Source organism: Enterobacter sp. Tr-810 (assembly GCF_011752765.1).
Taxonomy (GTDB): domain Bacteria; phylum Pseudomonadota; class Gammaproteobacteria; order Enterobacterales; family Enterobacteriaceae; genus Enterobacter; species Enterobacter soli.
On the sequence record NZ_VWWW01000004.1, the window covers coordinates 98,984 to 123,462 of the forward strand.

The following is a 24,479-nucleotide window of genomic DNA, read 5'->3' on the forward strand; positions in this document are numbered from 1 at the left end:
AAAACAGGGTGTTTTATTCTGTTAATTTCTTCGCCAGTTTACGCCCCAGCGATTCCAGAATATAGATGACGGGAATTTGCGTTGTAATATCGTAAACGCCGGCAATACGCGTTTGCGGAACATGCCAGGAGAGATTAAAGTCCGCCAGCTTTGCCAGCCGGGAGTGCTCGTGGCTGGTAATCGACAGCACCTTGCAGTGGTGAAGGCTGAACTGGCTGGCGAAGCGCAGGATCTCTTCTGTTTCTCCCGAAACGGAAAGCACGATCGCCAGCGCATTTTTGGCCATGTCGTTGGTTACCGGGAAATAAGGATCATCGATATGGTTGCTGAATTTTCCGATATTCGAGAAAAAACGTGCACCATATTTTGCAAGCGATCCTGATGTGCCAGCGCCGACAAATATAATGCGTTCAGAGGATAATATAATATCAACGGCATCATCTAATAACGCATCGAACTCTTCATTATTAACGCTTTTAAAGAAGCTAATAATTTCGCTGGCACCGAAATTTGCCTGCTGGGGTTCGTTCTGCTCTAAATAGAGTTTAAAGCGCACGCGGAATTCGGAGTAGCCTTCGCAACTGAGCTTGCGGCAAAATCGCAGGATAGTGGTGGTCGAAACCCCCGCTGCATCCGCCAGTTCACGGATGGTCATGTACATCACTTTGTCACGATTTTTAATGACATAGTTGTAGACCATCATCTCCAGATTGTTGAGACTGGCAACGGCGGAATGGGAGAACATGCTCACAGTGGCTACACTCACTCATCAGACTTTATCTTCAGGGAATAATAACATGCAGCCAAACGACATCACTTTTTTTCAGCGCTTTCAGGATGACATTCTGGCCGGGCGTAAAACCATCACCATTCGTGACGAAAGTGAATCCCATTTTAAAACCGGCGATATCCTGCGTGTTGGGCGTTATGAAGATGACGGCTATTTTTGCACCATCGAGGTGACGGGCACGTCGACCGTCACGCTGGATACGCTGACGGAAAAACATGCTGAGCAGGAAAACATGACGGTGGGGACGCTGAGAAGTGTGATCGCTGAAATCTATCCGGGGCAGACCCAGTTTTATGTGATTGATTTTAAATGTCTTTAATGTAAACAAACACATTTGTTAGCTGAAATATTTTTGTAACCCTATGATTGTAAATTGAAAAATTGAGAGTTAACTTTATTTTAGCTAACAGGTGTTCACTGGAATCATTCTCAGTTAGCATAGTCAGGCGATGAATAATCATCTTTTGTTTTCCCGGAGTTACTTATGGTGAGCAAGCCATTAATCGCACAGGGATATTCGCTGGCTGAGGAAATAGCCAATAGTATTAGCCACGGCATTGGCCTGGTATTTGGGATTGTCGGTTTAGTGTTACTGCTGGTGCAGGCGGCGGATACCAACGCCAGCGCCATGGCGATTACCAGCTACAGCCTGTACGGCGGGAGCATGATCCTGCTGTTTCTGGCATCGACGCTGTACCACGCTATTCCGCATCAGCGGGCCAAGATCTGGCTCAAGAAATTTGACCACTGCGCTATCTATCTTCTTATTGCAGGCACCTACACGCCGTTTCTGCTGGTGGGGTTAAATTCGCCGCTGTCGCGTGGCCTGATGATTGTTATCTGGAGCCTGGCACTGCTGGGTATTCTGTTTAAGCTGACCATTGCGCACCGGTTTAAGGTGTTGTCGCTGGTGACGTATCTGACGATGGGATGGCTATCGCTGATTGTGGTGTATCAGCTGGCAATCAAGCTTGCGGCGGGTGGGGTAACCTTGCTGGCCGTTGGCGGCGTGGTCTATTCACTGGGCGTGATTTTCTACGTCTGTAAGCGTATTCCATACAACCATGCTATCTGGCACGGCTTCGTACTGGGCGGCAGCGTGTGTCACTTCCTGGCGATTTATTTGTACGTGGGGCAGGTGTAGTTTTTGCACCGTGCGGTCTGATGCCCTCTCCCACAGGGAGAGGGCGGGTAATCATCACTCTTCCAGCGAATACGGCAGTGGCTCAATGCTCAGGGTTTTGGCATCGTCACGCACGCGGAACACGCTGTCTGGCTCCATGTCGTTATTCATGACCGCCTGCACCAGCACGCGGCCATCGTCCAGCTGTACTGCGGCTAAAACCGTGCCGGTACGGCGCCAGTTTTCACCCATTTTCAGCTCCAGATCTTCACCGGCTTCCGGCACGCGGCTGGCGTGGCCTGCCAGCGTCCACAGCGCGCGTTTATTCGCACCGCGGAATTTTGCGCGCGCGACCATTTCCTGGCCGGTGTAGCAACCTTTCTTAAAGCTAATGCCCCCCAGCGCCTGTAGGTTAGTAGCCTGCGGGATAAATTGCGCGCTGTTTGCCGCGTCAATGATCGGCAGCCCCGCTTCAATGTTGAGTGCCAGCCACTGTTGGCTATTATTTAACTGAGCTTCACCACGCAAGGCGTCGGTGACGCGTTCAGCGGTGGCGACGTCGGTCACCAGCAGGAAACGCTCCGTCGGGTGTTCAAACCACAGGATTGAGGTTGCACCGTCGTGCACCAGCTGTGTTTCGGCATCCGGCAGTTCGCTGAACAGATTTTTCAGGGCCGCGCGTGCCTGGAACCCGGCAACGCCAAGCAGGACATGCTCATCGTCAGGCGCGATGGTGACCTTAGAAAAGACCGCGTATTTTTTCAGTTCGGTCAGTTGGGCATCGCGCAGGCTGCGGCGCTCGATAAGCGCGAACCCGCCCTGGCGACGGAACAGACGCAGGTTGCTCCACATTTTGCCTTTCGGGTCGCAGTGCGCAGCCAGTAAATGCTGGTGTTCCGTCATCTGGCTGACGTCAGCAGTGACCTGACCCTGCAAATATTTCTCGCTGTCGGCACCGGTCAGTGTTGCCAGCGCCCAGTCATCAAGGGTAATAAGCGTCAGCGGCAGACGCGCAGAGGCGACGGGCTGGCGAGGAGAAAATGGAGTAAAAGCCATAGTGATATCCTGAATTGCTTAACGCTTTGATAATGCCTAATGGTAAAAGAGACTGTTGTCATTGCAAGCGCTTTCAGCAGACCATTCGTGCCATATCTGACTTCTGCGTAGCGCAACGCAAAATAGTGTAATCCGCTCTCTTTGTAGGGTTTATTCTGGAACCCGGCTCCGGGTTTGCAATATTCCAGTAAAGAAACGGTCAAAAACACGTTACACTAGCCAGAGTTCCCGGCAGAAATAAAGCATACCGAACGGGACACCGACTGTGCCAAACGTAATGCAGGAAAAAGAACATGGATATTAACAACAAGGCCCGTATCCACTGGGCTTGCCGTCGCGGAATGCGTGAACTTGATATTTCCATCATGCCTTTCTTCGAATACGAGTACGACAGCTTAAGCGAAGATGACAAGCGTCTGTTCGTTCGCCTGCTTGAATCCGACGATCCTGATTTGTTCAACTGGCTGATGAACCACGGCAAACCCGCCGACACCGAGTTGCAACGGATGGTGCAATTAATTCAAACACGGAATCGGGAACGTGGTCCTGTGGCAATCTGATCTTCGCGTTTCATGGCGCTCACAGTGGATGTCTTTATTGCTCCACGGCCTGGTCGCGGCATTTGTTTTACTGATGCCGTGGCCGCTTAGCTATACCCCTCTCTGGCTGCTGTTACTGTCATTCGTGGTGTTTGACAGCGTGCGTAGTCAGCGCCGTATCAATGCCCGTCAGGGCGAAATCAAACTGATGATGGATTCACGCCTGCGCTGGCAGGGGAAAGAGTGGGAAATTATCGGCACGCCATGGATGCTAAGTTCCGGCATGATGCTCAGGCTACGTAAGGTGGGTGGCGGGCGTCGCCAGCACTTGTGGCTGGCAGCGGACAGTATGGATGAAGTGGAGTGGCGGGATCTGCGTCGGATGGTGTTGCAACAACCGACGCAGGAATAGGGCGGCTAGCTAAACTTCTCGGCCATTTCACCCAGGATTTGCTCGCACCAGTTTTGCACACGCTCTTCGCTGAGGTCGTACTGGTTGGTTTCATCCAGCGCCAGCCCGACAAAAAGCTGTCCATCGGCAATAATCGGTTTTTTGCTGGTGAACTCGTACCCTTCGGTCGGCCAATAACCGATAAACGTTACGCCTTTCAGAGCCAGTTTATCGTGCAGCATTCCCAGCGCATCAAGGAACCACTCGCCATAACCTAACTGATCGCCCATCCCGTACATGGCAATGATTTTGCCGTCGAGGTTGACTGTATCAAGCTGATCCCAGATGGCTTCCCAGTCTTCCTGGATCTCACCGAAATCCCATGTCGGAATGCCAAGGATCAGCACATCGTACTGCTCCATCAGCGCGACCGCGTCATCTTTCAGGTTGTGCAACGTCACCAGTTCCGGGCCAATGATGTCACGAATTTTTTCTGCCGCCATTTCGGTGTAGCAGGTGCTGGAACCGTAGAACAGACCAATATTCATCGCGTAAATATCTCAATTCTTGCTTTGACTTTGCGCGTAGTGTACCAGAAAGCGGTGGCAATCAGGCATAATGCGCGGATTGCAGAAACAAAGGGGCTGATGTGGAAAAGGATCTCGCACTCATTGAACAGTTTCTCGATGCGCTGTGGCTGGAGAAAAACCTGGCCGACAACACCATTAGCGCCTATCGACGTGACCTCACCCTGCTGGTGGAGTGGCTGGCGCACAGGGAATTGGGGCTTGAGAACGCGCAAAGCGATGACCTGCAAGGATTGCTGGCCGAACGTATTGAAGGCGGCTACAAAGCAACCAGCTCCGCGCGCCTGTTAAGCGCCATACGGCGGCTGTTCCAGCACCTTTATCGCGAGAAAATTCGTGCCGACGATCCCAGCGCGATGCTGGCCTCGCCTAAACTCCCGCAGCGTCTGCCTAAAGATCTGAGCGAAGCACAAGTTGAGAGATTATTACAATCGCCAGCGGTTGACCTGCCGCTGGAGTTACGCGATAAAGCCATGCTTGAGCTATTGTATGCTACCGGTTTGCGTGTTTCTGAGTTAGTCGGGCTGACGATGAGTGACATCAGCCTGCGTCAGGGCGTTGTGCGTGTGATCGGTAAAGGGAACAAAGAACGGCTGGTGCCGCTGGGAGAAGAGGCGGTGTACTGGCTGGAAACGTATCTGGAGCACGGCCGCCCGTGGTTGTTGAACGGCGTTTCTATTGATGTGCTCTTCCCAAGCCAGCGTGCGCAACAGATGACGCGGCAAACTTTCTGGCATCGCATTAAGCATTACGCCACACTGGCAGGTATCGATAGCGAAAAACTGTCGCCGCACGTTTTGCGTCATGCCTTCGCGACGCATCTGCTAAACCACGGAGCTGATTTACGCGTGGTGCAGATGCTACTTGGGCACAGCGATCTTTCAACGACGCAAATTTATACCCATGTCGCGACGGAACGCCTGCGGCAGCTTCACCAACAGCACCACCCACGCGCGTGAGTGCCGACGAATTGTAATAGGATTGAATATGAAAAAGTCTTTAGCGCTGTTCTCTTTGCTGGCAGCCTCTTTTACCGGTTTTGCTCACGCTGACGATGCCGCAATCAAGCAATCGCTGACCAAGCTTGGTGTGACCAGCAGCGATATCCAGCCTGCGCCAGTCGCCGGTATGAAAACCGTGCTGACCAACAGCGGCGTGCTGTACGTGACCGAAGACGGCAAACACATCATTCAGGGGCCAATGTATGACGTCAGCGGCGCACAGCCGGTGAACGTGACTAACCAGCTGCTGATGAAAAACCTGAACGCGCTCGAAAAAGAGATGATCGTGTATAAAGCGGCGCAGGAAAAACACGTCATTACTGTTTTCACCGACATCACCTGTGGCTACTGCCACAAGCTGCATGAAGAGATGAAAGACTACAACGCGCTGGGTATCACCGTGCGCTATCTGGCCTTCCCACGTGCGGGCGTGCAGAGCCAGCCAGAGCAGGACATGAAGGCTATCTGGTGTGCGAAAGACCGCAACAAAGCGTTTGATGATGCAATGAACGGCAAAGGCGTTAAGCCTGCGTCCTGCGACATTGATATCGCTAACCACTACGCGCTGGGCGTGCAGTTTGGCGTGAACGGCACACCTGCTATCGTGCTGAGCAATGGCTACGTTGTGCCGGGTTATCAGGGGCCGAAAGAGATGAAAGAGTTCCTCGACGCGCACCAGAAACAGTTTGGTGGTAACTAATCCGCGTGAAAGCACCCATCCAACTCCGCCGTCGTGAAGTTAATGAGAACGCAGATCTCCCTGCGGATATGCCACCGCTTTTACGTCGGCTTTATGCCAGCCGGGGCGTGTTAAATACCGCCGATCTTGAACGCAGCGTGAAAGGGATGCTGCCCTGGCAGCAGCTGAGCGGCGTAGAAACCGCTACCGCGATGCTCTACGACGCGTTCCGTGAAGGGACGCGGATTGTGGTTGTCGGTGATTTTGATGCCGATGGCGCAACCAGTACGGCGCTGAGCGTGCTCAGCCTGCGCGCGCTCGGGTGCGATAACGTCACCTACCTGGTGCCTAACCGCTTTGAAGATGGCTACGGCCTGAGCCCGGAAGTGGTAGATCAGGCCCATGCGCTTGGCGCGCAGATGATCATGACCGTGGATAACGGGATCTCGTCACACGCTGGTGTCGATCGGGCACATGAGCTGGGGATCCCGGTGTTGGTTACCGATCACCATTTGCCGGGTGATACCCTGCCTGCCGCCGAGGCAATCATTAACCCCAACCTGCGCGACTGTGAATTCCCGTCCAAATCACTGGCTGGTGTGGGCGTGGCGTTTTATCTTATGCTGGCCCTGCGCACGCTGCTGCGTGAAAAAGGCTGGTTTGAAGCCCGCGGTATTGCGATGCCGAACCTGGCGGAGTATCTCGACCTGGTGGCGCTGGGCACCGTGGCGGACGTTGTGCCGCTCGATACCAATAACCGTATTTTAACCTGGCAGGGGTTAAGCCGTATCCGCGCAGGCAAATGTCGTCCCGGCATTAAAGCGCTGCTGGAAATCTCCAACCGTGACCCACTTAAGCTGGCGGCAAGCGATCTGGGCTTTGCCCTCGGGCCGCGTCTGAACGCAGCCGGAAGGCTGGATGATATGTCCGTCGGCGTTGCGCTGCTGTTGTGTGACAACATCGGCGAAGCGCGGATGCTGGCAAACGAACTGGATGCGCTAAACCAGACCCGCAAAGAGATTGAGCAGGGGATGCAGGCCGAAGCGCTGACCCTGTGCGAAAAGCTGGAACGCAGTGGCGATACGCTGCCGGGCGGCCTGGCGATGTATCACCCCGAGTGGCATCAGGGCGTGGTGGGCATTCTGGCATCGCGCATCAAAGAGCGTTTCCACCGTCCGGTGATCGCCTTTGCCCCGGCAGGGGATGGCACGCTAAAAGGTTCGGGCCGTTCGATTCAGGGGTTGCACATGCGCGATGCACTGGAGCGCCTGGATACACTCCACCCGGGGCTGATGATCAAGTTCGGCGGGCACGCGATGGCGGCGGGTCTGTCGCTGGAAGCGGCGAAGTTCGACGAGTTCCAGCGCCTGTTTGGCGAGCTGGTGACGGACTGGATCGACCCGTCTTTGTTACAGGGTGAAGTGATTTCCGATGGCGCGTTAACGCCCGCGGAAATGACCATGGACGTGGCGCAGATGCTGCGCGATGCAGGCCCGTGGGGACAGATGTTCCCGGAACCTCTGTTCGATGGGCGTTTTCGCCTGCTGCAACAACGTATCGTTGGCGAACGTCATCTTAAGGTGATGGTTGAGCCGTCAGGCGGCGGCCCGCTGCTCGACGGGATTGCCTTTAACGTCGACACCGCCATCTGGCCGGACAACGGCGTGCGTGAAGTCGAGCTTGCCTACAAGCTGGATATTAACGAGTTTCGCGGTAACCGCTCCCTGCAAATCATCATCGACAATATCTGGCCAATTTAGCGTCAGTAATCTCTATAAAAAAGGGCGTGGATTCGGTACAATCCCGCTCTTATCACCGCATTTTGACAAGTCCATAAAAGAAAACAGACCATGTTTGAAATTAATCCGGTAAAAAACCGCATTCAGGACCTCACCGAGCGCTCCGACGTTCTTAGGGGGTATCTTTGACTACGATGCCAAGAAAGAGCGTCTTGAAGAAGTAAACGCCGAGCTGGAACAGCCGGACGTCTGGAACGAACCTGAACGCGCACAGGCGCTGGGTAAAGAGCGTTCCTCTCTCGAAGCCATCGTAGATACGCTGGATCAAATGGCTCAGGGTCTGGAAGATGTTTCCGGTCTGCTGGAGCTGGCCGTCGAAGCCGACGACGAAGAAACCTTTAACGAAGCCGTAGCAGAGCTCGACGTGCTGGAAGAGAAGCTGGCGCAGCTTGAATTCCGTCGTATGTTCTCCGGCGAGTACGATAGCGCTGACTGCTATCTCGATATTCAGGCAGGTTCTGGCGGTACAGAAGCTCAGGACTGGGCCAGTATGCTGACGCGTATGTACCTGCGTTGGGCTGAAGCGCGTGGTTTCAAAACCGAAATCATCGAAGAGTCCGAAGGTGAAGTCGCGGGCCTGAAATCCGTGACCATCAAGATTATTGGCGATTACGCTTACGGCTGGCTGCGCACCGAAACGGGTGTTCATCGCCTGGTACGTAAGAGCCCGTTCGATTCTGGTGGCCGTCGCCACACCTCTTTCAGCTCCGCGTTTGTCTACCCGGAAGTGAAAGATGATATTGATATCGAAATCAACCCAGCGGACCTGCGTATCGACGTGTATCGCGCGTCAGGTGCGGGTGGTCAGCACGTTAACCGTACGGAATCTGCGGTACGTATTACCCACATTCCTACCGGGCTGGTGACACAATGCCAGAACGACCGTTCCCAGCATAAGAACAAAGACCAGGCCATGAAGCAGATGAAAGCGAAGCTTTATGAACTGGAGATGCAAAAGAAAAATGCTGAGAAACAGGCGATGGAAGACAACAAGTCTGACATCGGTTGGGGCAGCCAGATTCGTTCTTACGTCCTTGATGACTCCCGCATCAAAGACCTGCGTACCGGGGTTGAAACCCGTAACACGCAGGCGGTGCTGGATGGCAGCCTGGACCAATTTATCGAAGCAAGTTTGAAAGCAGGGCTATGAGGAACCAACATGTCTGAACAACAAGCACAGGGCGCTGACGCGGTAGTCGATCTTAACAACGAACTGAAAACCCGCCGCGAGAAGCTGGCAGCACTGCGCGAGCAGGGCGTGCCGTTCCCGAACGATTTTCGTCGTGACCACACCTCAGACCAACTGCACGCTGACTTCGACGGTAAAGAAAACGAAGAGCTGGAAGCGCTGAACGTAGAAGTGTCTGTGGCTGGCCGTATGATGACGCGTCGTATCATGGGTAAAGCCTCTTTCGTGACCTTACAGGACGTTGGCGGCCGTATTCAGCTGTACGTTTCCCGTGACGATCTGCCAGAAGGCATCTACAACGAGCAGTTCAAGAAGTGGGACCTGGGCGATATCCTGGGCGCGAAAGGCAAGCTGTTCAAAACCAAGACCGGCGAGCTGTCTATCCACTGTACCGAACTGCGTCTGCTGACCAAAGCACTGCGCCCACTGCCGGACAAATTCCACGGTTTGCAGGATCAGGAAGCGCGCTATCGTCAGCGTTACCTGGATCTCATCTCTAACGATGAATCCCGCAAGACCTTCAAAATCCGCTCCCAGATCATGGCCGGTATCCGCCAGTTCATGGTTAACCGTGACTTTATGGAAGTGGAAACCCCAATGATGCAGGTGATCCCAGGCGGTGCGTCTGCACGTCCGTTTATCACGCATCACAATGCCCTGGACCTGGACATGTACCTGCGTATCGCGCCGGAACTGTACCTGAAGCGTCTGGTGGTGGGTGGTTTTGACCGCGTATTCGAAATCAACCGTAACTTCCGTAACGAAGGTATCTCCGTTCGTCATAACCCAGAGTTCACCATGATGGAACTCTATATGGCGTATGCAGATTACAAAGACCTGATCGAGCTGACCGAATCCCTGTTCCGCACCCTGGCACAGGACATTCTGGGTACCACCGAAGTGCCTTACGGTGATGAGGTGTTCGACTTTGGTAAGCCGTTCGTTAAGCTGACCATGCGCGAAGCTATCAAGAAATACCGTCCAGAAACTGAGATGGCTGACCTGGATAACTTCGACTCTGCGAAAGCCATCGCGGAAAGCATCGGTATCAAGGTTGAGAAGAGCTGGGGTCTGGGCCGTATCGTGACCGAGATCTTCGAAGAAGTGGCCGAAGCACACCTGATTCAGCCTACCTTCATCACTGAATACCCGGCTGAAGTGTCTCCGCTGGCGCGTCGTAATGACGAGAACCCGGAAATCACTGACCGCTTCGAATTCTTCATCGGTGGCCGCGAAATCGGCAACGGCTTTAGCGAGCTGAACGATGCGGAAGATCAGGCGCAGCGCTTCCAGGATCAGGTTGATGCGAAAGCCGCAGGCGACGACGAAGCAATGTTCTTCGACGAAGACTACGTGACTGCACTGGAACATGGCCTGCCGCCAACCGCGGGCCTGGGCATTGGTATCGACCGTATGGTCATGCTGTTCACTAACAGCCACACCATCCGTGACGTGATCCTCTTCCCGGCGATGCGTCCGGTGAAATAAGCCGTCAGGACGTAAAAAAAGCCCCGTGCGATTATCGCCGGGGCTTTTTTATTGTGCGGCGAACGTGCGGAGCGCGTCGCGGGCGGCGGTGGCTTCCATCACCATCCACGGGCTGAATGCCCACGGCGTGGCGTCCAGCGCACAGAATAACGCTTCCAGCGCGACCCACTGGTATTCCATCACTTCATCATGGTTGATGACGATGCCGGCAGTGACGCGTGCGGCATAAACCGGGCAGATCTCGTTTTCGACAATCCCGGAAGGATCGACCTCACGGTAGCGAAATTCAGGCGCGACGGCAGTAATGTCCGTAATCTCTGCACCCACTTCAAAGCGGCAGCGGCGGATAATAGCCTGTTCAATCTCTTCGCCGGATTGAGGGTGACCGCACACGGAATTGGTCCAGACGCCTGGCCAGGCTTTTTTGCTCATGGCGCGCCGTGTCACCAAACATTCGCCTTTTGCGTTAAACAGCCAGGATGAGAAGGCCAGATGCAGCGGGGTATGTGACGTGTGTGCGGCGTATTTTTCCTGAGTGCCAATTACCGTTCCCTGGTCATTTACTAAAATGACGTGTTCTTGAATGCTCATTATTGCTCCAGTACAAAGACCGCAGGTTAGGGCTGTGCACCACCACCTGCGGCTTTATTATACGGCATTCTTATACGAACAGTTTGGCCCACAGAGCTGAAAAAGGCATAACCAGTATCAGACCGGGTAACATATTGGCCACCGGGAATGCCTTAATGTTGCAGATGCGAAGCCCGGTCGCCACCATGATAAGCCCGCCTGCGCAGGAGAAATCGGCCATCATATCAGGCGTGATCAGGTGCAGAATAAACACCGCGAGCGTGGCCAGTGCGACCTGCACAGCGATAAGCGGAATACCGATGGTCATCACCGAGAAGCCGAGCATGGTCGCGAAGATAGCCGCGGTAAAGAGATCCAGCACCGTTTTGATGTAGAGAATAGACGGATCGCCGGTCATTCCCTCATGCATCGCACCAAAAATCCCCGTTCCGCTGGCGCAAAACAGCACCAGAATGGCGACAAATTTTTCCGTAAATTCGTCATGCGATAGCCCCTGAACCGGCGGGAAAATACGGTTGATCAGCCCGCGCGTGGTTCCCGCCGCTTTGCCAATCTGTTTTTCCAGAAAGAAGAGTTCACCAATCACCGCGCCCAGAACCATGGCCAGGACCACGGCGGGCATAAACTTCACTTTGATAACCAGGTTGATGCCCAGACCCACGGAGCAGAGGCCAAACGTCAAGGGCAGCGCGGTTTTCACCCGGTCAGGGATGCGTGTCCCGACCAGAGAACCTGCGAATCCACCCAGAATGACGGCCGCGCCATTCACATAAGGACCAATTAACATGATGTTTTCCTAAATATTATTCTGTGTAGAGCAGGTTGCCTTCGCCCCAGCGCGGGATGTTTTTCACGTCCAGACCGAAGAGGTCCAGTGCGCGGCTGACGCTGTGATTAATGATCTCATCTGTACTCTGCGGCCGCTGATAAAGCGCCGGAACCGGCGGGAAGATAATCCCGCCCATTTCCGTTACCGCAGCCATGTTGCGGATATGCCCAAGATTCAGTGGTGTTTCGCGGGCCAGCAGGACCAGGCGACGCCGCTCTTTCAGCACCACATCGGCGGCGCGGGTCAGCAGATTATCCGTCAGGCAGTGAGCCACTGCGCCAAGCGTTCTCATGGAGCAAGGGGCAACCAGCATCCCCAGCGTTTTAAACGAACCACTGGATATCGACGCCCCCAGATTGCTAATGGGATGAACGACATCCGCCAGCGACATCACCTTATCGAGCTGATAGTCGGTTTCCAGTTCGCAGGTGCGCTCAGCCCCTTTTGAGACCACCAGATGCACTTCCAGATCCAGTGGTTTCAGTAGCTCAAGCGCTTTAACGCCATACTGGAATCCCGATGCTCCGCTGATCCCGATGATGATACGTTGTGTGGTCACGTTAATTCCTCTTACTCGAAGTCTGGCAGGAAGCGTTTCACATCGACCTCTTTGAATTTCGAACGTTCAAAATGGTGTTTGAGGTGGAACGGTACGGTGCAGTCGAAAATGGTTTTGCACGACATCCCCTGCTGGAGAATGCTCGGGCTGTATTCCGGCACCTGTGACGGGTCGAGCGGATGGCAGCGCACGCCGGGAATGAATACGGTGTCCACATCGCCCTGGTAGCGGGTCTGCATCGCCCACATCACGTCGTCGCTGTCGAAAATATCCACGTCCTCATCCACCAGAATGACGTGCTTCAGTTCCGGGAAGGCAGAAAACGCAAGCAGTGCCGCCTGGCGCTGGCGCCCTTCGTCTACTGCTGCCGCTTTCTTAAATTGCATCACTGCCAGTAACTTGCCGCCGCCTGCGGAATGGGCAAACACGTTCAGCAGTTTGCCCGGCATCGCGCGCTCAACCATATCGAGGATGCTGGCTTCCGTTGGGATACCGGCCATGTTCACGTGTTCTTCACCAGGCCCAACGGTAGTGCGCCAGATTGGGTTGTGGCGATGGGTAACGGCTTTCACCTTGATGACCGGGATAGCTTCTTTGGCTTCGCCGGTATAGCCCGGGAATTCCGGCATGGCTTTACCGGTATTGGTGTTCTGATCTTCGCGCACGCGCACGTTTGGCAGCAGCTCGCCTTCAATAACGATTTCGGCATGGGCAATTGCTTTTTCGTTGATGGTTTTACACTGCACCATCTCAACCGCGTGGCCGCGTAACGCGCCCGCCACGCTCAGCTCGTCAAAGCCAAGTGGGGTGGTTGGCGGCTCGAAGCAGGCGGCAATCTCGATGGCCGGGTCAACGCCGATACTGATAGAAATGGGCAGCGGTTTACCTGCCGCTTCGGCCTTCATGCGAAACGCATCGATATGGCGGCCAGGGGTCAGCCACATGGAGAGCTCGTCTTTGCTCTGCACGCACAGGCGGTGAATGGTGATGTCGGACTCGTGGGTTTCCGGGTCAGAGGCGTAGCACAATCCCATGGTGATATACGGGCCTGCATCCTCTTCGGTATTGGTTGGCGCTGGCAGCAGTTTACGCAGGTCGAAGCCTTCGTCCGTGGCCAGATGCACCACTTCCTGGCAGACCGCATTATCGCGTGCGATGACCGGTGAAATTGGGTTCTGCACGGAGTTTTTCAGCAGGTGGCCGAGCTTTTCCGGCTCGCAGTTCAGAAAGTGGCTGACGCGTTTGCGTGAACCATTAAGACCAATTGCCACGCTGATATCGTGAAAGCCTTTCACCTTATTAAATACCATCACCGGGCCGTTTTTACGGGTCGGGCGCTGGCAGGTGCCGCCTGCGCCAACATAACGGTAAACACCCGACAGTTCGGCGTGAGGATCAACTTCAACGCTGGTTTCAACATATTCGCCCGGCAGCGTTTTTAATAACGCCAGCGCGGAACGCAGGTCATGAACATTGTTATCGCTATTTGACATGATGGATTCCATCTCAGGTAACAGGAGTGGTTCTACGATATTGCGGCACCGTTATTCCGACAAATACCGTTTACCGGAGGCGAACCAGATCAAAAAGGTTTAATTTGCAGGTTTGTTATTAATGTTAAATAAATGCGGGATAAGGAAAAACTTCCCCTTTGCGATATCGGGTGTGATACTGGCAGGCGAAAAAGAGAAGGGGCGTTCACTATGGATCTGAAAAGGCTACGTTATTTTTGCAGAGTGGTGGAGCAGGGCTCGGTGAGCCAGGCGGCGAAGTCGCTCAATATGGCGCAGCCGCCGCTCAGTAAACGCATTCAGGAGCTGGAAGAAGAATTACAGGTCGCGTTATTTACGCGCCGTGGAAATCGACTCGAACCGACGGAAGCCGGTTATTTTCTTTATCGTAAAGCCTGTGAAATATTACGCCAGATTGAAGATACCGCGCGTGAAACAACAGAAATTGCGCAGAAAGATAAATTTCAGTTACGCATTGGTTTAACCCATCTTTTTCAGTCCTATTTTAAACCGCTGTTATTAGAGTTATATCGCCGCCATCCTCATGCCGAAATTAATATTTCGGTGTCGGATTCCAGTCATTTAGAGACGCAGCTTAATGCCGGGACAATCGACGTCGCGCTTATTCAGCGACCTTATCGCAGTGAAGGGTTCGATTATGTTTCCTTCGACCCGATCAAGCTGGTGGCGGTGATTGCTAAATCCTGCCTGCCTGCTGCGCCAGCCAACCCGTTTGATTACACCGCGCTGGGTGATTTTCCACTGGTATTGCTGCACCGTGCAAAGGACTCTGGCACCTATGAGATGCTGATCGATCTGTTTCGCAAAGCGGGCGTGAATCCGAAAGTGATTATGCATATCACCCAGCCAGGCGTCATTCTGGACTGGCTGGAATCTGGATTGCAGGCCGCCACGCTGCTGCCTTCTTCTGAGGTGGATGCCCGTAAGCTCAGCCACTGTTACGTGGTGGATGTCTTTCCCTCGCCGCAGATTTTCTACCCGGCGCTGGTGAAGTTGCCCGCGATGCCCTATATGCCGGAAATGATGGAAATTATTGCCCACGGATATCCGTTTGCAGCAGCTGTTGGGCATCAGGATTGAGGCTGGTATCATAGTGCGCCATTTACGCTGACCGAGGATCTGTTTTGTTTGCAGGAAGCCTGACCAGAAACCCTATTATTGCCTTATCCCTTCTGACGCTAACGCTAGTACTGGCGGGATGTTCGGGCAGTAAATCCTCCGATATGGGCGGCTATTCCGGGGCGGTGTACACCGTTAAGCGCGGGGATACGCTGTATCGAATTTCCCGTACAACGGGAACCAGCGTGAAAGATCTGGCGCGTCTGAATAACATTTCTCCGCCTTACACCATCGAGGTGGGGCAGAAACTGAAGGTTAACGGCGGCTCTTCTTCTACCGCAAAAAATTCCGCGTCGTCTAAAACGAAAACCGCCAAAGTGACACCATCTTACGCGGTACCGCAATCGTCCTGGCCGCCGGTCGGGCAGCGCTGCTGGCTCTGGCCTGCCAGCGGCAAAGTGGTGATGCCGTATTCAACTTCTGAGGGCGGAAATAAGGGCATTGATATCTCTGCGGCGCGCGGGACACCTGTTTACGCATCCGGTGCCGGGAAGGTGGTTTACGTTGGTGACCAGCTGCGCGGTTACGGTAATCTGATCATGATTAAGCATGGTGAAGATTACATCACCGCATATGCGCACAACGACACCATGCTGGTGAACAACGGGCAGAACGTGAAGGCTGGGCAGAAGATTGCGACGATGGGCAGCACAGGGACGGACTCGGTGAAGCTCCACTTCCAGATCCGCTACCGTGCCACTGCCATCGATCCGCAGCGTTATCTCCCGGCCCAGGGCAGTAAACCGAAATGCTAAGTGATTATTTAATCGCCACTTAGTCATCAAGAGGCTTGTGTGAAAGTGCGTAAGGCCTATAATGCTTTACGCACTTCAAAGCGGGTGTAGTTCAATGGTAGAACGAGAGCTTCCCAAGCTCTATACGAGGGTTCGATTCCCTTCACCCGCTCCATCACGCCAATTATCCCTGCAACAACGAAAGTACCGCATCCGGCAGATGATTCGATTTTGCCAGCACCGAGTTCCCCGCCTGTTGCACAATCTGCGAACGAGACATTTTCGATACTTCCTCGGCGTAATCAGCATCTTCAATTCGCGAGCGCGAGGCACTCAGTGCGGTGGAGGTTGCCGTTTGCACATTCTGCACTGATTCAAGACGGTTCATGGTTGCGCCCAGCAGGCTACGGCGCTGATCGACACGGGCAATCGCCGCATCGAGAGTTGCCAGCGGATCTTCCGGGTTACGCAGGCGGATCCCGTCTCCGGTTTCCCGCAGATTGATGGTTGTCCAGCCCGTTGCGGCACCGAATACCGCATTCCCGCTGCTGTCCAGGAAGGAGGGGGTTACCGTCGTTAAATCTACCGCTGGTGTCGTGGTGACGTTAACCGGCGATGTCAGGGTCGTCAGCGCCGTGGGATCGGTGACTTTGGCCTGCATTGCGCCAGTCGGGCCCCAGTTGAGTTCGGCTTCGTAATAGTCCGTTCCCTGCTGGATATAGTATTTGCCGTTGCTGCTTACCAGTGCATCGGCGCCCATCGCCGCGTTGCTGTCGTCCACAAAAGAAAGCCCTGACACCGTGCGCGACGGCAGCGTGGAGATATCGCTGTAGAGCACTGAAGAGGTCACGGCTGAAACGCTAACGCTGGCCGAATCGCTGGCGTTTCGCTGCGCCTGAAGAAGACCTTTAATCTGGCTTCCCATTCGGTTAGCAATCGTCTGGCCTGCCGCATCGTCTTTTGCGCTGTTAATTCTCATCCCGGAGGAGAGTCGCTCAACGGATTGCTGTAATACGGAACTGTTTTTTAACGCGGTATTTTGTACGACCAGAGTATTGACGTTGGTGATGATCCCAGCCATCGTTCACCTGCTTTTCTTAGTATTATGCTTTGAGAGTTCATCGTCCTGGAAGAGGATATATTTAGGTTAAATTAACCACTATATTTTAGAGGTGATTTTACCGAAATCTGGATATTTTCGTTTTGTAGGCCCGGTAAGCACAGCGCCACCGGGCAATGGCAGAAAAGTCTGGCCTCTTAATCACCCTTTCGGGAAGATCCAGACGTGTTTTTCCGGTAATGACAAATGACAGTGTTGAGGATCCCGGACGTCATGGCCGTAGGCTCGGATCACAAAATCATCCCCCGCCGTACGGAACAGGTATTCCCAGCGATCCCCCAGATACATGCTGGTAAGTAACGGCAGTTCAAGCTGGTTTTCACCAGGGCCTTCCACCACCGCTACGCGCTCTACACGAATAACCGCCGTGGCTTCGCTTCCTGCTTTCACGCCTTCAGCCGCCTGGCCCCATAACCTCCAGCCGTTGCCTTCAATGTGCGCTTTGCCATCGCGGACTTCGGTCACTTTGCCATGCAGACGGTTATTGCTGCCCATAAACTCGGCGGTGAATAGTGTTTTTGGCGAGCCATACATCTCCTGCGGCGTGCCTTGTTGCTCTATTTTGCCGTTGTTCAGCAACAGAATACGGTCAGAAATCGACATGGCTTCATTCTGATCGTGCGTGACCATCAGCGCCGACAGGCCGAGCTTGATAATCAGCTCGCGCAGGAACACGCGGGCCTCTTCGCGCAGCTTGGCGTCCAGGTTCGAGAGCGGTTCATCCAGCAGGATCACCGGCGGGTTATAGACCAGCGCCCGGCCAATCGCCACACGCTGTTGCTGACCACCGGAAAGCTGGTGCGGGTGACGCTTACCCAGATGGCCCAGGCCGAGCTGATCCAGTACGTCCTGAACGCGCTGGGTTACCTCTTTCGCTGCGACCTTACGCAGCTTTAAAGGATACGCCACGTTCTCAAAAACGGTTTTGTGAGGCCACAGAGCGTAGGACTGAAACACCAGCCCCAGATTGCGTTCTTCTGCTGGGATCTCACTGCGCGGCGTGCCGTTGTAAACGCTATTTTTGCCGATGATAATCGAACCCTGGGTTGGTTTTTCCAGGCCCGCAACCGCACGCAGCAATGTGGTCTTGCCGCTGCCCGATGGCCCCAGCAAGGAAACCACTTCACCGCGTTTGAGGTTCATGGAAACCCCTTTTAACACCGGGTTGTCGCCGTAGGTTAAGTGCAGATTTTCGACCGCTAATTCAATCATGTAATTTAACTCCGAAGCGAAGGGCAATGCCCAGACCTACCACGACCAGCAGGATGTTAATAAAAGAGAGCGCAGCCACGATATCAATGGCACCTGCCGCCCACAGGGAAACCAGCATCGAGCCGATGGTTTCCGTACCCGGCGAAAGCAGATACACACCGGTTGAGTATTCGCGTTCAAAGATCAGGAACATCAACAACCATGAGCCGATAAGACCGTAGCGTGACAGCGGAATGGTGACGTGACGGGTGATTTGCCCGCGCGTTGCCCCTGTGCTGCGCGCCGCTTCTTCAAGTTCAGGCCCGACCTGGAGCAGCGTTGAGGAGATAAGCCGCAACCCGTACGCCATCCACACCACGGTGTAGGCCAGCCAGACGCTGAAGATGGTGCTGCGTAATGACCGCAGCCAGACAATCAGGTTTTCGCGCATCCAGTCGGACCAGAAAAACCCGGAAAGCCAGCCTGATTTCAGCGAGTTGTCCAGCCACATTGGCAGGAACAGGAACACCCACAGGAATGCCAGACCCGCAAGCAGACCCGGCACTGCACGTGGCACCAGCACGCTGTAATCGAGGAACCGCGTGGTGTTGTCCGGTTTGCGGTGCATGGCAATACCGACAAACAGATAACAGGCCACGGCCAGTGCGCCGCCAATCACGCCGATAGACATCGAGTTGACGATGGCACGCAGCAGGTTTGGCTGAGCCCAGATCGTGCGGAAGGTGCTCAGGGAAAGCTCATCCCAAAGAGAAACTCCCACCCCCCAGTTCGAGATAAACGCGCGCAGCACCACGCCAAGCAGCGGAACGCCAATGGTCACGGTCAGCCAGAATGCCACCACGCCACCAGCCACCCAGCGCCATTTGCCCAGTGGTAAAGCACGCGCCTGTGACGCCTTGCCTTTCACGGTTACAAAACGGTTGGCGGTGCGCATCAGGCGGCGCTGTAACATCACCAGTGGGATGGTGATACAAATCAGCACCACGGCCACTGCCGCCATCAGGTGATAAGACGGCGTGCCGAGCTTGTTGGTCAGTTGGTACAGGTAAGTTGCCAGCACCATGTTGCCCTCAGGATCGCCCAGCACCAGCATCAGGCCAAACACCTCCAGCCCGAGGAAGAACAGCAATACAATGGCGTACAGAATCGACGGGCGTACCATCGGCAGGCTGACGGAGGTCATCACCTGTAACGGAGAAGCTCCCGCCGTGCGCGCGGCTTCTTCCACATCAGAGCCCACGCTTCGCAGCGCCGAGGAGATGTACAGATACGCGTGCGGAACATGCGTCAGGCCAGCGATGACCACGATGCTCGACATGTCGTAGATATTCCAGGGCACAAAACCAATCAGCGACTGCGCCCACAGAGATAAAAACCCAACCGGCCCGGCGGCGACCACATAGCCAAAACCCAGAACCATCGGCGACACAAAAATCGGCACCAGGATCAGCGGCTCAATCAGACGGCGGCCAGGTAAATCGGTGCGAACCATCAGAAACGCCAGTACCCCACCAAGCGGAATGGCGATGATGACCAGACCGAACGCGAGAATGAAACCGCTTCTGAGTGCTTTATAGAAATCGGGATCGGTGAAAATAAACCCAAATGATTCAAGGCTCCACTCTTTAGCCGGAGAGAAAAAGGGAGCGGATAAGAAGCTCTGTATCACGATGAACGACAGCGGAACATAGATAACCAGAGCGGTTATCAACACCACTACGCCGCGAGGCAGGCTTTGCCACTTTCTGTGTAATGCATTCATAGTGTATCCCTGGTGCTGGAACCCAGAACAACGACATCAGGTGAAGGAGCGCGGCAGAACCGCCGCGCTATGCCCGGACTTATTTAGCTGCGGCTTCGCGCCACTGTTTGATGTAGTCCAGACGTTTTTTCGGTTGCAGGTATTCCAGCAGGCTTTCATCTACCGGGATCGGTTTCAGCGCGTTGCCCAGAATTTTGGTCAGGCCGTCGATATCATTTTTGCCTTCGATATCGTTACGGATGGACGGGATATCAGCCTGATTCGCCAGAATACTTTGTCCTTTTTCTGACAGCACATAGTCCAGCCACAGCTTCGCGGCGTTGCTGTTTTGCGCCTGCTGGCTGATAAAGGACACGCGCGATAACACCAGGGTGTAATCCTTCGGATAGGAGATGCCCAGTGACGGGTCGTTCTTCGCGCGGGCTTCGGCGTAGGAGCCAAGGATGTTAAAGCCAATCAGGTTTTCACCTGACGATACCCTCTCCATCATCGTGCCGGTTGAAGACTGCACGGCTAAACCGCCTTTGGCGACGTCAGCCAGGGTTTTCATGTAGTTTGGATCGGCTTTGAAATCCTGAACGGAGAGCATAAAGCCCAGCCCGGATTTTTCGATGTCGTAGGTGGTGACTTTGCTCTTGAACTTATCGCTCTGGCTGGCGATAAGTTTGGCCAGTGCCGCGTGTGAATCCGGTACTTCGGCCGCGGGGATAAGGCGTTTGTTGTAGATAAAGACCACCGGCTCATAGGTAGTGCCGTAGGCTTTATCGCTCCAGACCGCCCATTTTGGCAGCTGGCTTTGCTCAGGGGATTTGTACTCCTGCGCATAGTCGGTGGCGAGCTTCAGCGCGGTATCCATTGAGGAGCTCCAGACCACATCACCGCTGCCGCCACCGGAAGCCTGCTCGCTGATAAAACGGTTGTACAGCTCGGTGCTGTTCATGTCGTTGTATTCAACTTTAATGCCCGGATAGGTTTTCTCGAAGCCCTCAATCAGCGGCCCGGCGGCTTTGGTGTCGGTGGTGGAGTAAATCACCACTTTGCCCTCTTTGGTCGCAGCATCCACGACTTTTTGATACTCGGCAGGGTAGCCCTGCGGTAAAGCAGACATTGCAGACGTAGAGATCAGTACGGTAGCGGTAAGCAGAGAAATTCGGAAAGTGTTCGACATTATAATTAACCTTTTAGTTACATTTGAGGAACTAATGGTCAACATAGCGTATGGGGAACATCAGACAATAGGGGGGCGAAAGCCCCGCTTCCGAAGTGTGATTGTCGGCGTTGTTTCGGCAATTAACACCATTAAATCCGCAAAACGCCATCCGGTTTGCGGATTATTCTTTGGCGGGCGCTTTGCGATATAGCCGTCTTGGATGGCCAATATTGCCGTACAACATTTCGATGCTAATAAACCCGCTCTCCACGCAGTATTCCAGATAGCGACGGCCCGTGGTTTTGCTGATCCCCACGTTTTCCACGACTTCTTCTACAGACATATTGCTGTCAGGGTTATCGGTGAAAAAGCGCTTAATGCGCTCCAGGGTGTTGGGTTCAATCCCTTTGGTGGAAGGGGCTGGAGAGGACTCAGCCGCGGGCAGATTAAACAGGCGATCCAGCGCATGTTGGTCCACGACCTTTACCTGCTGCACGGTGTGGATGAAGCGCAAAAACCGCTCAAGCGAGGCGTGCAGGCGCTGGAAAAACACCGGTTTTATCAGGTAGTCGAACGCGCCGCTGCGCATGGCATGACTACAGGTTTGCATATCGCTGGCCGCAGTGATGAAAATGACTGAGCACTCAAAACTCTTCAGAAGCGGACTGTCGATTAAATTCACGCCTTTGCCATCAGGAAGGTAGTTATCGAGCAGGATCAACCGTGGCTGATGGCGGCTAATCAGCTCGCGCGCCTTTTCCAGCGAAGGGGCAATGCCGACAACGTGTAAATGGAAATTCTGCTCAATATACTCACGATGCAGCTCGGCGAGGTGAGGTTCGTCCTCAACAATGACGACATCAATTGCCCGGGTAGTAGTCATGTTTTAGCCCTGTCGAACGGAAGGTTTAAAGGGAATAAACACCGTGAAAATAGTGCCTTGCGGGGTATTGTCGGTGATTTCGATATTGCCGCCGGCCTTATCAATATATCCTGCCACCAGAAACAGACCGATACCGTGCTCGGAGCCGGTTATTTCGTTGCCGGAGTCGGGTTTACTGCTGAACCCCTGCTGGAAAATGTGCGGCTTCATGGCATCGTCCACGCCGCAGCCCCGGTCGGCCACTTCTATCAGCAGTTCCTGGTTTCTGTCTGAAATATAGAGTTCTACTGCGGCGGGAACGGGGGCTTTCAGCGTGGCATCCACGGCGTTATCCAGCAGGTTGCCAATAACCGACATCAGCTCTGTTTCGTTGAGCGTCAACGGCATATGGGTTAACTGGCAGGCGGGGTCGAAAAGCAGTTCAACGCCTTTTTCGCGCGCGCTGACGTATTTCCCCAGCAGCAGCCCGCACAATGCCGGCGAAGTAAAACGGGCGGAGACAAAATCCAGCACCTTTTGCGCGCCATCGGACTGGGCCTGAATGTAGCGAATGGCCTCGTCATAATGCTTCATCTGCAACAACCCGACGAGGGTGGCGGTCCAGTTCAGCTGTTCATGGCGCATAATGCGCAGGTTGTCAGCATACCGCTTTATCTGGCTCAACTGGCTGCTGAGGGTATTAATGTCGTTTTTATCGCGGAAGCTATACACCCAGCCGCTTTCCACATTCGGCTCTACCTCAATGGCCACGCGGTTAACGATCACTTCCCGATGATTAAGGACGGCAATCTGATCGTGGCTGCCGCTGCTTATTGAGGCATAGCGCTGTGAAAAGAAGCCGGGTGAGGTCTGCAAGACCTCATTGAGCGGTTTGCCGATAAGCTCTTTCTCATCCTGACGGATATCCAGCATTTCTCGCGCCGCCCGGTTTATTAAAATCAGCTGCTTTTCAGCATTGACTGCAAATATGCCCTCGTACATGGCTTCAAGCAGGGCTTTTTGTTGCAGCACCAGCTGGGCGATATCTTTGGGCTCGAGGCGGAACATCTGTTTTTTGAGGTTTCGGGTAAACAGCCAGGAAAAAATAAACAGCAAAAGTAAAAGTCCAATGCCATATAACCCCGACTGCCAGAGGATGCGGGCATTAATATTGGCAATGTACGAGGTCAGATAACCCACCGAGACAATCCCGATCACCTGATGTTGGGCATTAAATATCGGGGCTTTACTGCGTAATGAAACACCTATCCCACCTTTGCGTACGGAAATAATGGTCTTTCCCTTTAAGACTTCGGCATTATCCCCACCAATCATGGGTAAATTAAGACGTTCAGGTGATTCTGAGTGATACAGATGCTGTTCGCGGGTATCCCCAATGACAATATAACTGGCATCACTTTCTGCGCGTAAAGGCTGAATTAAGCGGGCGATACCGGTGATATCTCTGGCGGCGACTTTATCGGCAAGCCCTGGCATCAGGGCTATTTCGCTGGCCTGTACCCGTGCACGTTGTCCGAGGTCGTGGTGCAGCTGCCGGTCAATAAAATGGAACAGGATCGCACCCAGCAGTGCTAATAGCAGGCAGGAAAAAAACACCAGAGATAAAAAAAGCTTCACCTGAAAAGGGAGTCTGCGTTTCATATGTCCTGCGGCTGAAATACAAAAATGAGATATTCGCGGAGCCTGACATGGGGAAATGTGGCGCGCAATCTGACAAAAACAGAGTTGTGAGCTGGCTTTTCGTTTTTTGCATGGATAGCCATCAGGATCCCACGAGGCTATGCTTTGTTCAGCACCATAATAATTACAGAGGCAATGTCATGGATAAAGAACTACTGGATGCAGGTTACCGGGCCTATACCGGGGAAAAAATAGATGTCTACTTCAACACCGGGATCTGCAAGCATTCAGGAAATTGTGTGCGCGGTAGCGCTAAGCTATTCAATCTGAAGCGCAAACCGTGGATCATCCCGGATGAAGTGGATGTAGAAACTGTTATTCGTGTGATTGATACCTGCCCCAGCGGTGCGCTGAAGTATCGCCAAAAATAAGCGAGGAACTATGGATATTCTGGAAGGCCATAACAAGTTTTATGTGAATGACGCTGACGGAAATCAGGTCGCCGAGATTGTGTTTGTCCCGACCGGCGAGCACCTGAGCATTATCGAGCATACCGATGTCGATCCGAGCCTGAAGGGGCAGGGCGTCGGTAAGCAGCTAGTGGCGAAAGTCGTAGAGAAGATGCGCGGTGAGAACCGCAAGATTATCCCGCTGTGCCCGTTTGCGAAGCATGAGTTTGATAATACGCGGGAGTATGACGATATTCGGGCTTAACAGTATCGGGAG

General features: G+C 53.8%; 26 protein-coding genes and 1 tRNA gene. 14 read left to right on the forward strand and 13 right to left on the reverse strand.

The window, feature by feature from the left end; translation table 11 throughout:
- Positions 1-13 precede the first annotated feature (13 nt).
- Positions 14-745: a MurR/RpiR family transcriptional regulator gene (locus F3J30_RS13275; RefSeq protein WP_014071659.1), complete on the reverse strand. Its 732-nt coding sequence runs from the start codon at positions 743-745 to the stop codon at positions 14-16.
- Positions 746-797: 52 nt separating this feature from the next.
- On the opposite strand from F3J30_RS13275, the gene yqfB reads away from it, so the two are divergent.
- Positions 798-1,109, forward strand: a complete 312-nt coding sequence (gene yqfB, locus F3J30_RS13280; RefSeq protein WP_166717543.1) for a N(4)-acetylcytidine aminohydrolase — start codon at positions 798-800, stop codon at positions 1,107-1,109.
- Between the two features lie 165 nt (positions 1,110-1,274).
- Positions 1,275-1,934 (forward strand): hemolysin III family protein, encoded by a 660-nt coding sequence (locus F3J30_RS13285; RefSeq protein WP_014071656.1) that lies wholly within the window; start codon positions 1,275-1,277, stop codon positions 1,932-1,934.
- 54 nt (positions 1,935-1,988) lie between these two features.
- Here the strand turns inward: F3J30_RS13285 and ygfZ are convergent, their stop codons facing one another.
- On the reverse strand, positions 1,989-2,969 hold the full coding sequence (gene ygfZ, locus F3J30_RS13290; RefSeq protein WP_166717544.1) for a tRNA-modifying protein YgfZ: 981 nt from the start codon (positions 2,967-2,969) through the stop codon (positions 1,989-1,991).
- 293 nt (positions 2,970-3,262) lie between these two features.
- Here ygfZ and sdhE point away from each other — a divergent pair, with 293 nt between their 5' ends.
- Together sdhE and F3J30_RS13300 are read left to right on the forward strand one after the other, a co-directional pair.
- Positions 3,263-3,529: an FAD assembly factor SdhE gene (gene sdhE / locus F3J30_RS13295; protein WP_014071654.1), complete on the forward strand. Its 267-nt coding sequence runs from the start codon at positions 3,263-3,265 to the stop codon at positions 3,527-3,529.
- Positions 3,510-3,920: a protein YgfX gene (locus F3J30_RS13300; RefSeq protein WP_014071653.1), complete on the forward strand. Its 411-nt coding sequence runs from the start codon at positions 3,510-3,512 to the stop codon at positions 3,918-3,920. The genes sdhE and F3J30_RS13300 overlap by 20 nt, the downstream gene beginning before the upstream one ends.
- Before the next feature lie 5 nt (positions 3,921-3,925).
- Here F3J30_RS13300 and fldB read toward each other — a convergent pair whose 3' ends face one another.
- Positions 3,926-4,447, reverse strand: coding sequence for a flavodoxin FldB (gene fldB, locus F3J30_RS13305; protein ID WP_166717545.1), 522 nt, complete (start codon positions 4,445-4,447; stop codon positions 3,926-3,928).
- Positions 4,448-4,548: 101 nt separating this feature from the next.
- On the opposite strand from fldB, the gene xerD reads away from it, so the two are divergent.
- From xerD to lysS, 5 genes are all read left to right on the forward strand, one after another.
- On the forward strand, positions 4,549-5,445 hold the full coding sequence (xerD, locus tag F3J30_RS13310; protein WP_014071651.1) for a site-specific tyrosine recombinase XerD: 897 nt from the start codon (positions 4,549-4,551) through the stop codon (positions 5,443-5,445).
- 28 nt (positions 5,446-5,473) lie between these two features.
- The gene (gene dsbC / locus F3J30_RS13315; RefSeq protein WP_014071650.1) at positions 5,474-6,187 is read left to right on the forward strand and encodes a bifunctional protein-disulfide isomerase/oxidoreductase DsbC; all 714 of its coding nucleotides are present in this window, start codon (positions 5,474-5,476) and stop codon (positions 6,185-6,187) included.
- 5 nt (positions 6,188-6,192) lie between these two features.
- Positions 6,193-7,926, forward strand: a complete 1,734-nt coding sequence (recJ, locus tag F3J30_RS13320) for a single-stranded-DNA-specific exonuclease RecJ (RefSeq protein ID WP_166717546.1) — start codon at positions 6,193-6,195, stop codon at positions 7,924-7,926.
- 90 nt (positions 7,927-8,016) lie between these two features.
- A protein-coding gene (gene prfB, locus F3J30_RS13325; protein WP_014071648.1) for a peptide chain release factor 2 occupies positions 8,017-9,115 on the forward strand; the annotation gives its coding sequence in 2 pieces (ribosomal slippage) (positions 8,017-8,091 and positions 8,093-9,115; 1,098 coding nt in all).
- A 9-nt stretch (positions 9,116-9,124) separates the two neighbouring features.
- Positions 9,125-10,642 (forward strand): lysine--tRNA ligase, encoded by a 1,518-nt coding sequence (gene lysS, locus F3J30_RS13330; RefSeq protein ID WP_014071647.1) that lies wholly within the window; start codon positions 9,125-9,127, stop codon positions 10,640-10,642.
- 48 nt (positions 10,643-10,690) lie between these two features.
- On the opposite strand, the gene idi is transcribed toward lysS, so the two are convergent.
- The 4 genes from idi to F3J30_RS13350 form a co-directional block, all read right to left on the reverse strand.
- Entirely contained in the window at positions 10,691-11,233 is a 543-nt protein-coding gene (idi, locus tag F3J30_RS13335; protein WP_166717547.1) for an isopentenyl-diphosphate Delta-isomerase, read from the reverse strand.
- Between the two features lie 70 nt (positions 11,234-11,303).
- Entirely contained in the window at positions 11,304-12,020 is a 717-nt protein-coding gene (locus F3J30_RS13340; protein ID WP_014071645.1) for a DUF554 domain-containing protein, read from the reverse strand.
- 16 nt (positions 12,021-12,036) lie between these two features.
- Complete coding sequence (locus tag F3J30_RS13345; RefSeq protein ID WP_166717548.1) at positions 12,037-12,621, reverse strand: UbiX family flavin prenyltransferase; 585 nt, start codon at positions 12,619-12,621, stop codon at positions 12,037-12,039.
- 11 nt (positions 12,622-12,632) lie between these two features.
- Positions 12,633-14,114, reverse strand: a complete 1,482-nt coding sequence (locus F3J30_RS13350; protein ID WP_014071643.1) for a UbiD family decarboxylase — start codon at positions 14,112-14,114, stop codon at positions 12,633-12,635.
- A gap of 210 nt (positions 14,115-14,324) precedes the next feature.
- Between F3J30_RS13350 and F3J30_RS13355 the strand changes: the two genes are divergently transcribed.
- The 3 genes from F3J30_RS13355 to F3J30_RS13365 all read left to right on the forward strand — a co-directional run bounded on the left by F3J30_RS13355 (position 14,325) and on the right by F3J30_RS13365 (position 16,181).
- A complete protein-coding gene (locus F3J30_RS13355; RefSeq protein ID WP_166717549.1) occupies positions 14,325-15,233 on the forward strand; it encodes a LysR family transcriptional regulator in 909 nt (302 codons plus the stop codon).
- 44 nt (positions 15,234-15,277) lie between these two features.
- Positions 15,278-16,027 (forward strand): amidase activator ActS, encoded by a 750-nt coding sequence (gene actS, locus F3J30_RS13360; RefSeq protein WP_166717550.1) that lies wholly within the window; start codon positions 15,278-15,280, stop codon positions 16,025-16,027.
- A gap of 80 nt (positions 16,028-16,107) precedes the next feature.
- Positions 16,108-16,181: transfer RNA gene (locus F3J30_RS13365), tRNA-Gly, on the forward strand.
- A gap of 9 nt (positions 16,182-16,190) precedes the next feature.
- Here F3J30_RS13365 and F3J30_RS13370 read toward each other — a convergent pair.
- The 6 genes from F3J30_RS13370 to F3J30_RS13395 form a co-directional block, all read right to left on the reverse strand.
- On the reverse strand, positions 16,191-17,087 hold the full coding sequence (locus tag F3J30_RS13370; RefSeq protein WP_166717551.1) for a flagellin: 897 nt from the start codon (positions 17,085-17,087) through the stop codon (positions 16,191-16,193).
- Between the two features lie 180 nt (positions 17,088-17,267).
- Complete coding sequence (locus tag F3J30_RS13375) at positions 17,268-18,338, reverse strand: ABC transporter ATP-binding protein (RefSeq protein WP_166717552.1); 1,071 nt, start codon at positions 18,336-18,338, stop codon at positions 17,268-17,270.
- Positions 18,331-20,100, reverse strand: a complete 1,770-nt coding sequence (locus tag F3J30_RS13380; RefSeq protein ID WP_166717553.1) for an iron ABC transporter permease — start codon at positions 20,098-20,100, stop codon at positions 18,331-18,333. Before F3J30_RS13380 ends, F3J30_RS13375 begins: the two co-directional genes overlap by 8 nt.
- Positions 20,101-20,179: 79 nt before the next feature.
- Positions 20,180-21,268: an ABC transporter substrate-binding protein gene (locus F3J30_RS13385; RefSeq protein ID WP_166717554.1), complete on the reverse strand. Its 1,089-nt coding sequence runs from the start codon at positions 21,266-21,268 to the stop codon at positions 20,180-20,182.
- A gap of 163 nt (positions 21,269-21,431) precedes the next feature.
- Positions 21,432-22,133, reverse strand: coding sequence for a response regulator (locus F3J30_RS13390; protein WP_166717555.1), 702 nt, complete (start codon positions 22,131-22,133; stop codon positions 21,432-21,434).
- A 3-nt stretch (positions 22,134-22,136) separates the two neighbouring features.
- The gene (locus tag F3J30_RS13395; RefSeq protein WP_166717556.1) at positions 22,137-23,774 is read right to left on the reverse strand and encodes a sensor histidine kinase; all 1,638 of its coding nucleotides are present in this window, start codon (positions 23,772-23,774) and stop codon (positions 22,137-22,139) included.
- A 179-nt stretch (positions 23,775-23,953) separates the two neighbouring features.
- On the opposite strand from F3J30_RS13395, the gene yjdI reads away from it, so the two are divergent.
- Together yjdI and F3J30_RS13405 are read left to right on the forward strand one after the other, a co-directional pair.
- Positions 23,954-24,184, forward strand: a complete 231-nt coding sequence (gene yjdI / locus F3J30_RS13400; RefSeq protein ID WP_014071635.1) for a 4Fe-4S mono-cluster protein YjdI — start codon at positions 23,954-23,956, stop codon at positions 24,182-24,184.
- A 10-nt stretch (positions 24,185-24,194) separates the two neighbouring features.
- Complete coding sequence (locus F3J30_RS13405; RefSeq protein WP_014071634.1) at positions 24,195-24,467, forward strand: GNAT family N-acetyltransferase; 273 nt, start codon at positions 24,195-24,197, stop codon at positions 24,465-24,467.
- Positions 24,468-24,479: the final 12 nt, after the last annotated feature.

Bases quoted from the DNA above. Each gene is read 5' to 3' on its own strand.
- F3J30_RS13275 (WP_014071659.1), bottom strand. From the start codon at position 745: ATGTTCTCCCATTCCGCCGTTGCCAGTCTCAACAATCTGGAGATGATG.
- yqfB (WP_166717543.1), top strand. From the start codon at position 798: ATGCAGCCAAACGACATCACTTTTTTTCAGCGCTTTCAGGATGACATT.
- F3J30_RS13285 (WP_014071656.1), top strand. From the start codon at position 1,275: ATGGTGAGCAAGCCATTAATCGCACAGGGATATTCGCTGGCTGAGGAA.
- ygfZ (WP_166717544.1), bottom strand. From the start codon at position 2,969: ATGGCTTTTACTCCATTTTCTCCTCGCCAGCCCGTCGCCTCTGCGCGT.
- sdhE (WP_014071654.1), top strand. From the start codon at position 3,263: ATGGATATTAACAACAAGGCCCGTATCCACTGGGCTTGCCGTCGCGGA.
- fldB (WP_166717545.1), bottom strand. From the start codon at position 4,447: ATGAATATTGGTCTGTTCTACGGTTCCAGCACCTGCTACACCGAAATG.
- dsbC (WP_014071650.1), top strand. From the start codon at position 5,474: ATGAAAAAGTCTTTAGCGCTGTTCTCTTTGCTGGCAGCCTCTTTTACC.
- lysS (WP_014071647.1), top strand. From the start codon at position 9,125: ATGTCTGAACAACAAGCACAGGGCGCTGACGCGGTAGTCGATCTTAAC.
- idi (WP_166717547.1), bottom strand. From the start codon at position 11,233: ATGAGCATTCAAGAACACGTCATTTTAGTAAATGACCAGGGAACGGTA.
- F3J30_RS13340 (WP_014071645.1), bottom strand. From the start codon at position 12,020: ATGTTAATTGGTCCTTATGTGAATGGCGCGGCCGTCATTCTGGGTGGA.
- F3J30_RS13350 (WP_014071643.1), bottom strand. From the start codon at position 14,114: ATGTCAAATAGCGATAACAATGTTCATGACCTGCGTTCCGCGCTGGCG.
- F3J30_RS13355 (WP_166717549.1), top strand. From the start codon at position 14,325: ATGGATCTGAAAAGGCTACGTTATTTTTGCAGAGTGGTGGAGCAGGGC.
- F3J30_RS13370 (WP_166717551.1), bottom strand. From the start codon at position 17,087: ATGGCTGGGATCATCACCAACGTCAATACTCTGGTCGTACAAAATACC.
- F3J30_RS13375 (WP_166717552.1), bottom strand. From the start codon at position 18,338: ATGATTGAATTAGCGGTCGAAAATCTGCACTTAACCTACGGCGACAAC.
- F3J30_RS13380 (WP_166717553.1), bottom strand. From the start codon at position 20,100: ATGAATGCATTACACAGAAAGTGGCAAAGCCTGCCTCGCGGCGTAGTG.
- F3J30_RS13385 (WP_166717554.1), bottom strand. From the start codon at position 21,268: ATGTCGAACACTTTCCGAATTTCTCTGCTTACCGCTACCGTACTGATC.
- F3J30_RS13390 (WP_166717555.1), bottom strand. From the start codon at position 22,133: ATGACTACTACCCGGGCAATTGATGTCGTCATTGTTGAGGACGAACCT.
- F3J30_RS13395 (WP_166717556.1), bottom strand. From the start codon at position 23,774: ATGAAACGCAGACTCCCTTTTCAGGTGAAGCTTTTTTTATCTCTGGTG.
- yjdI (WP_014071635.1), top strand. From the start codon at position 23,954: ATGGATAAAGAACTACTGGATGCAGGTTACCGGGCCTATACCGGGGAA.
- F3J30_RS13405 (WP_014071634.1), top strand. From the start codon at position 24,195: ATGGATATTCTGGAAGGCCATAACAAGTTTTATGTGAATGACGCTGAC.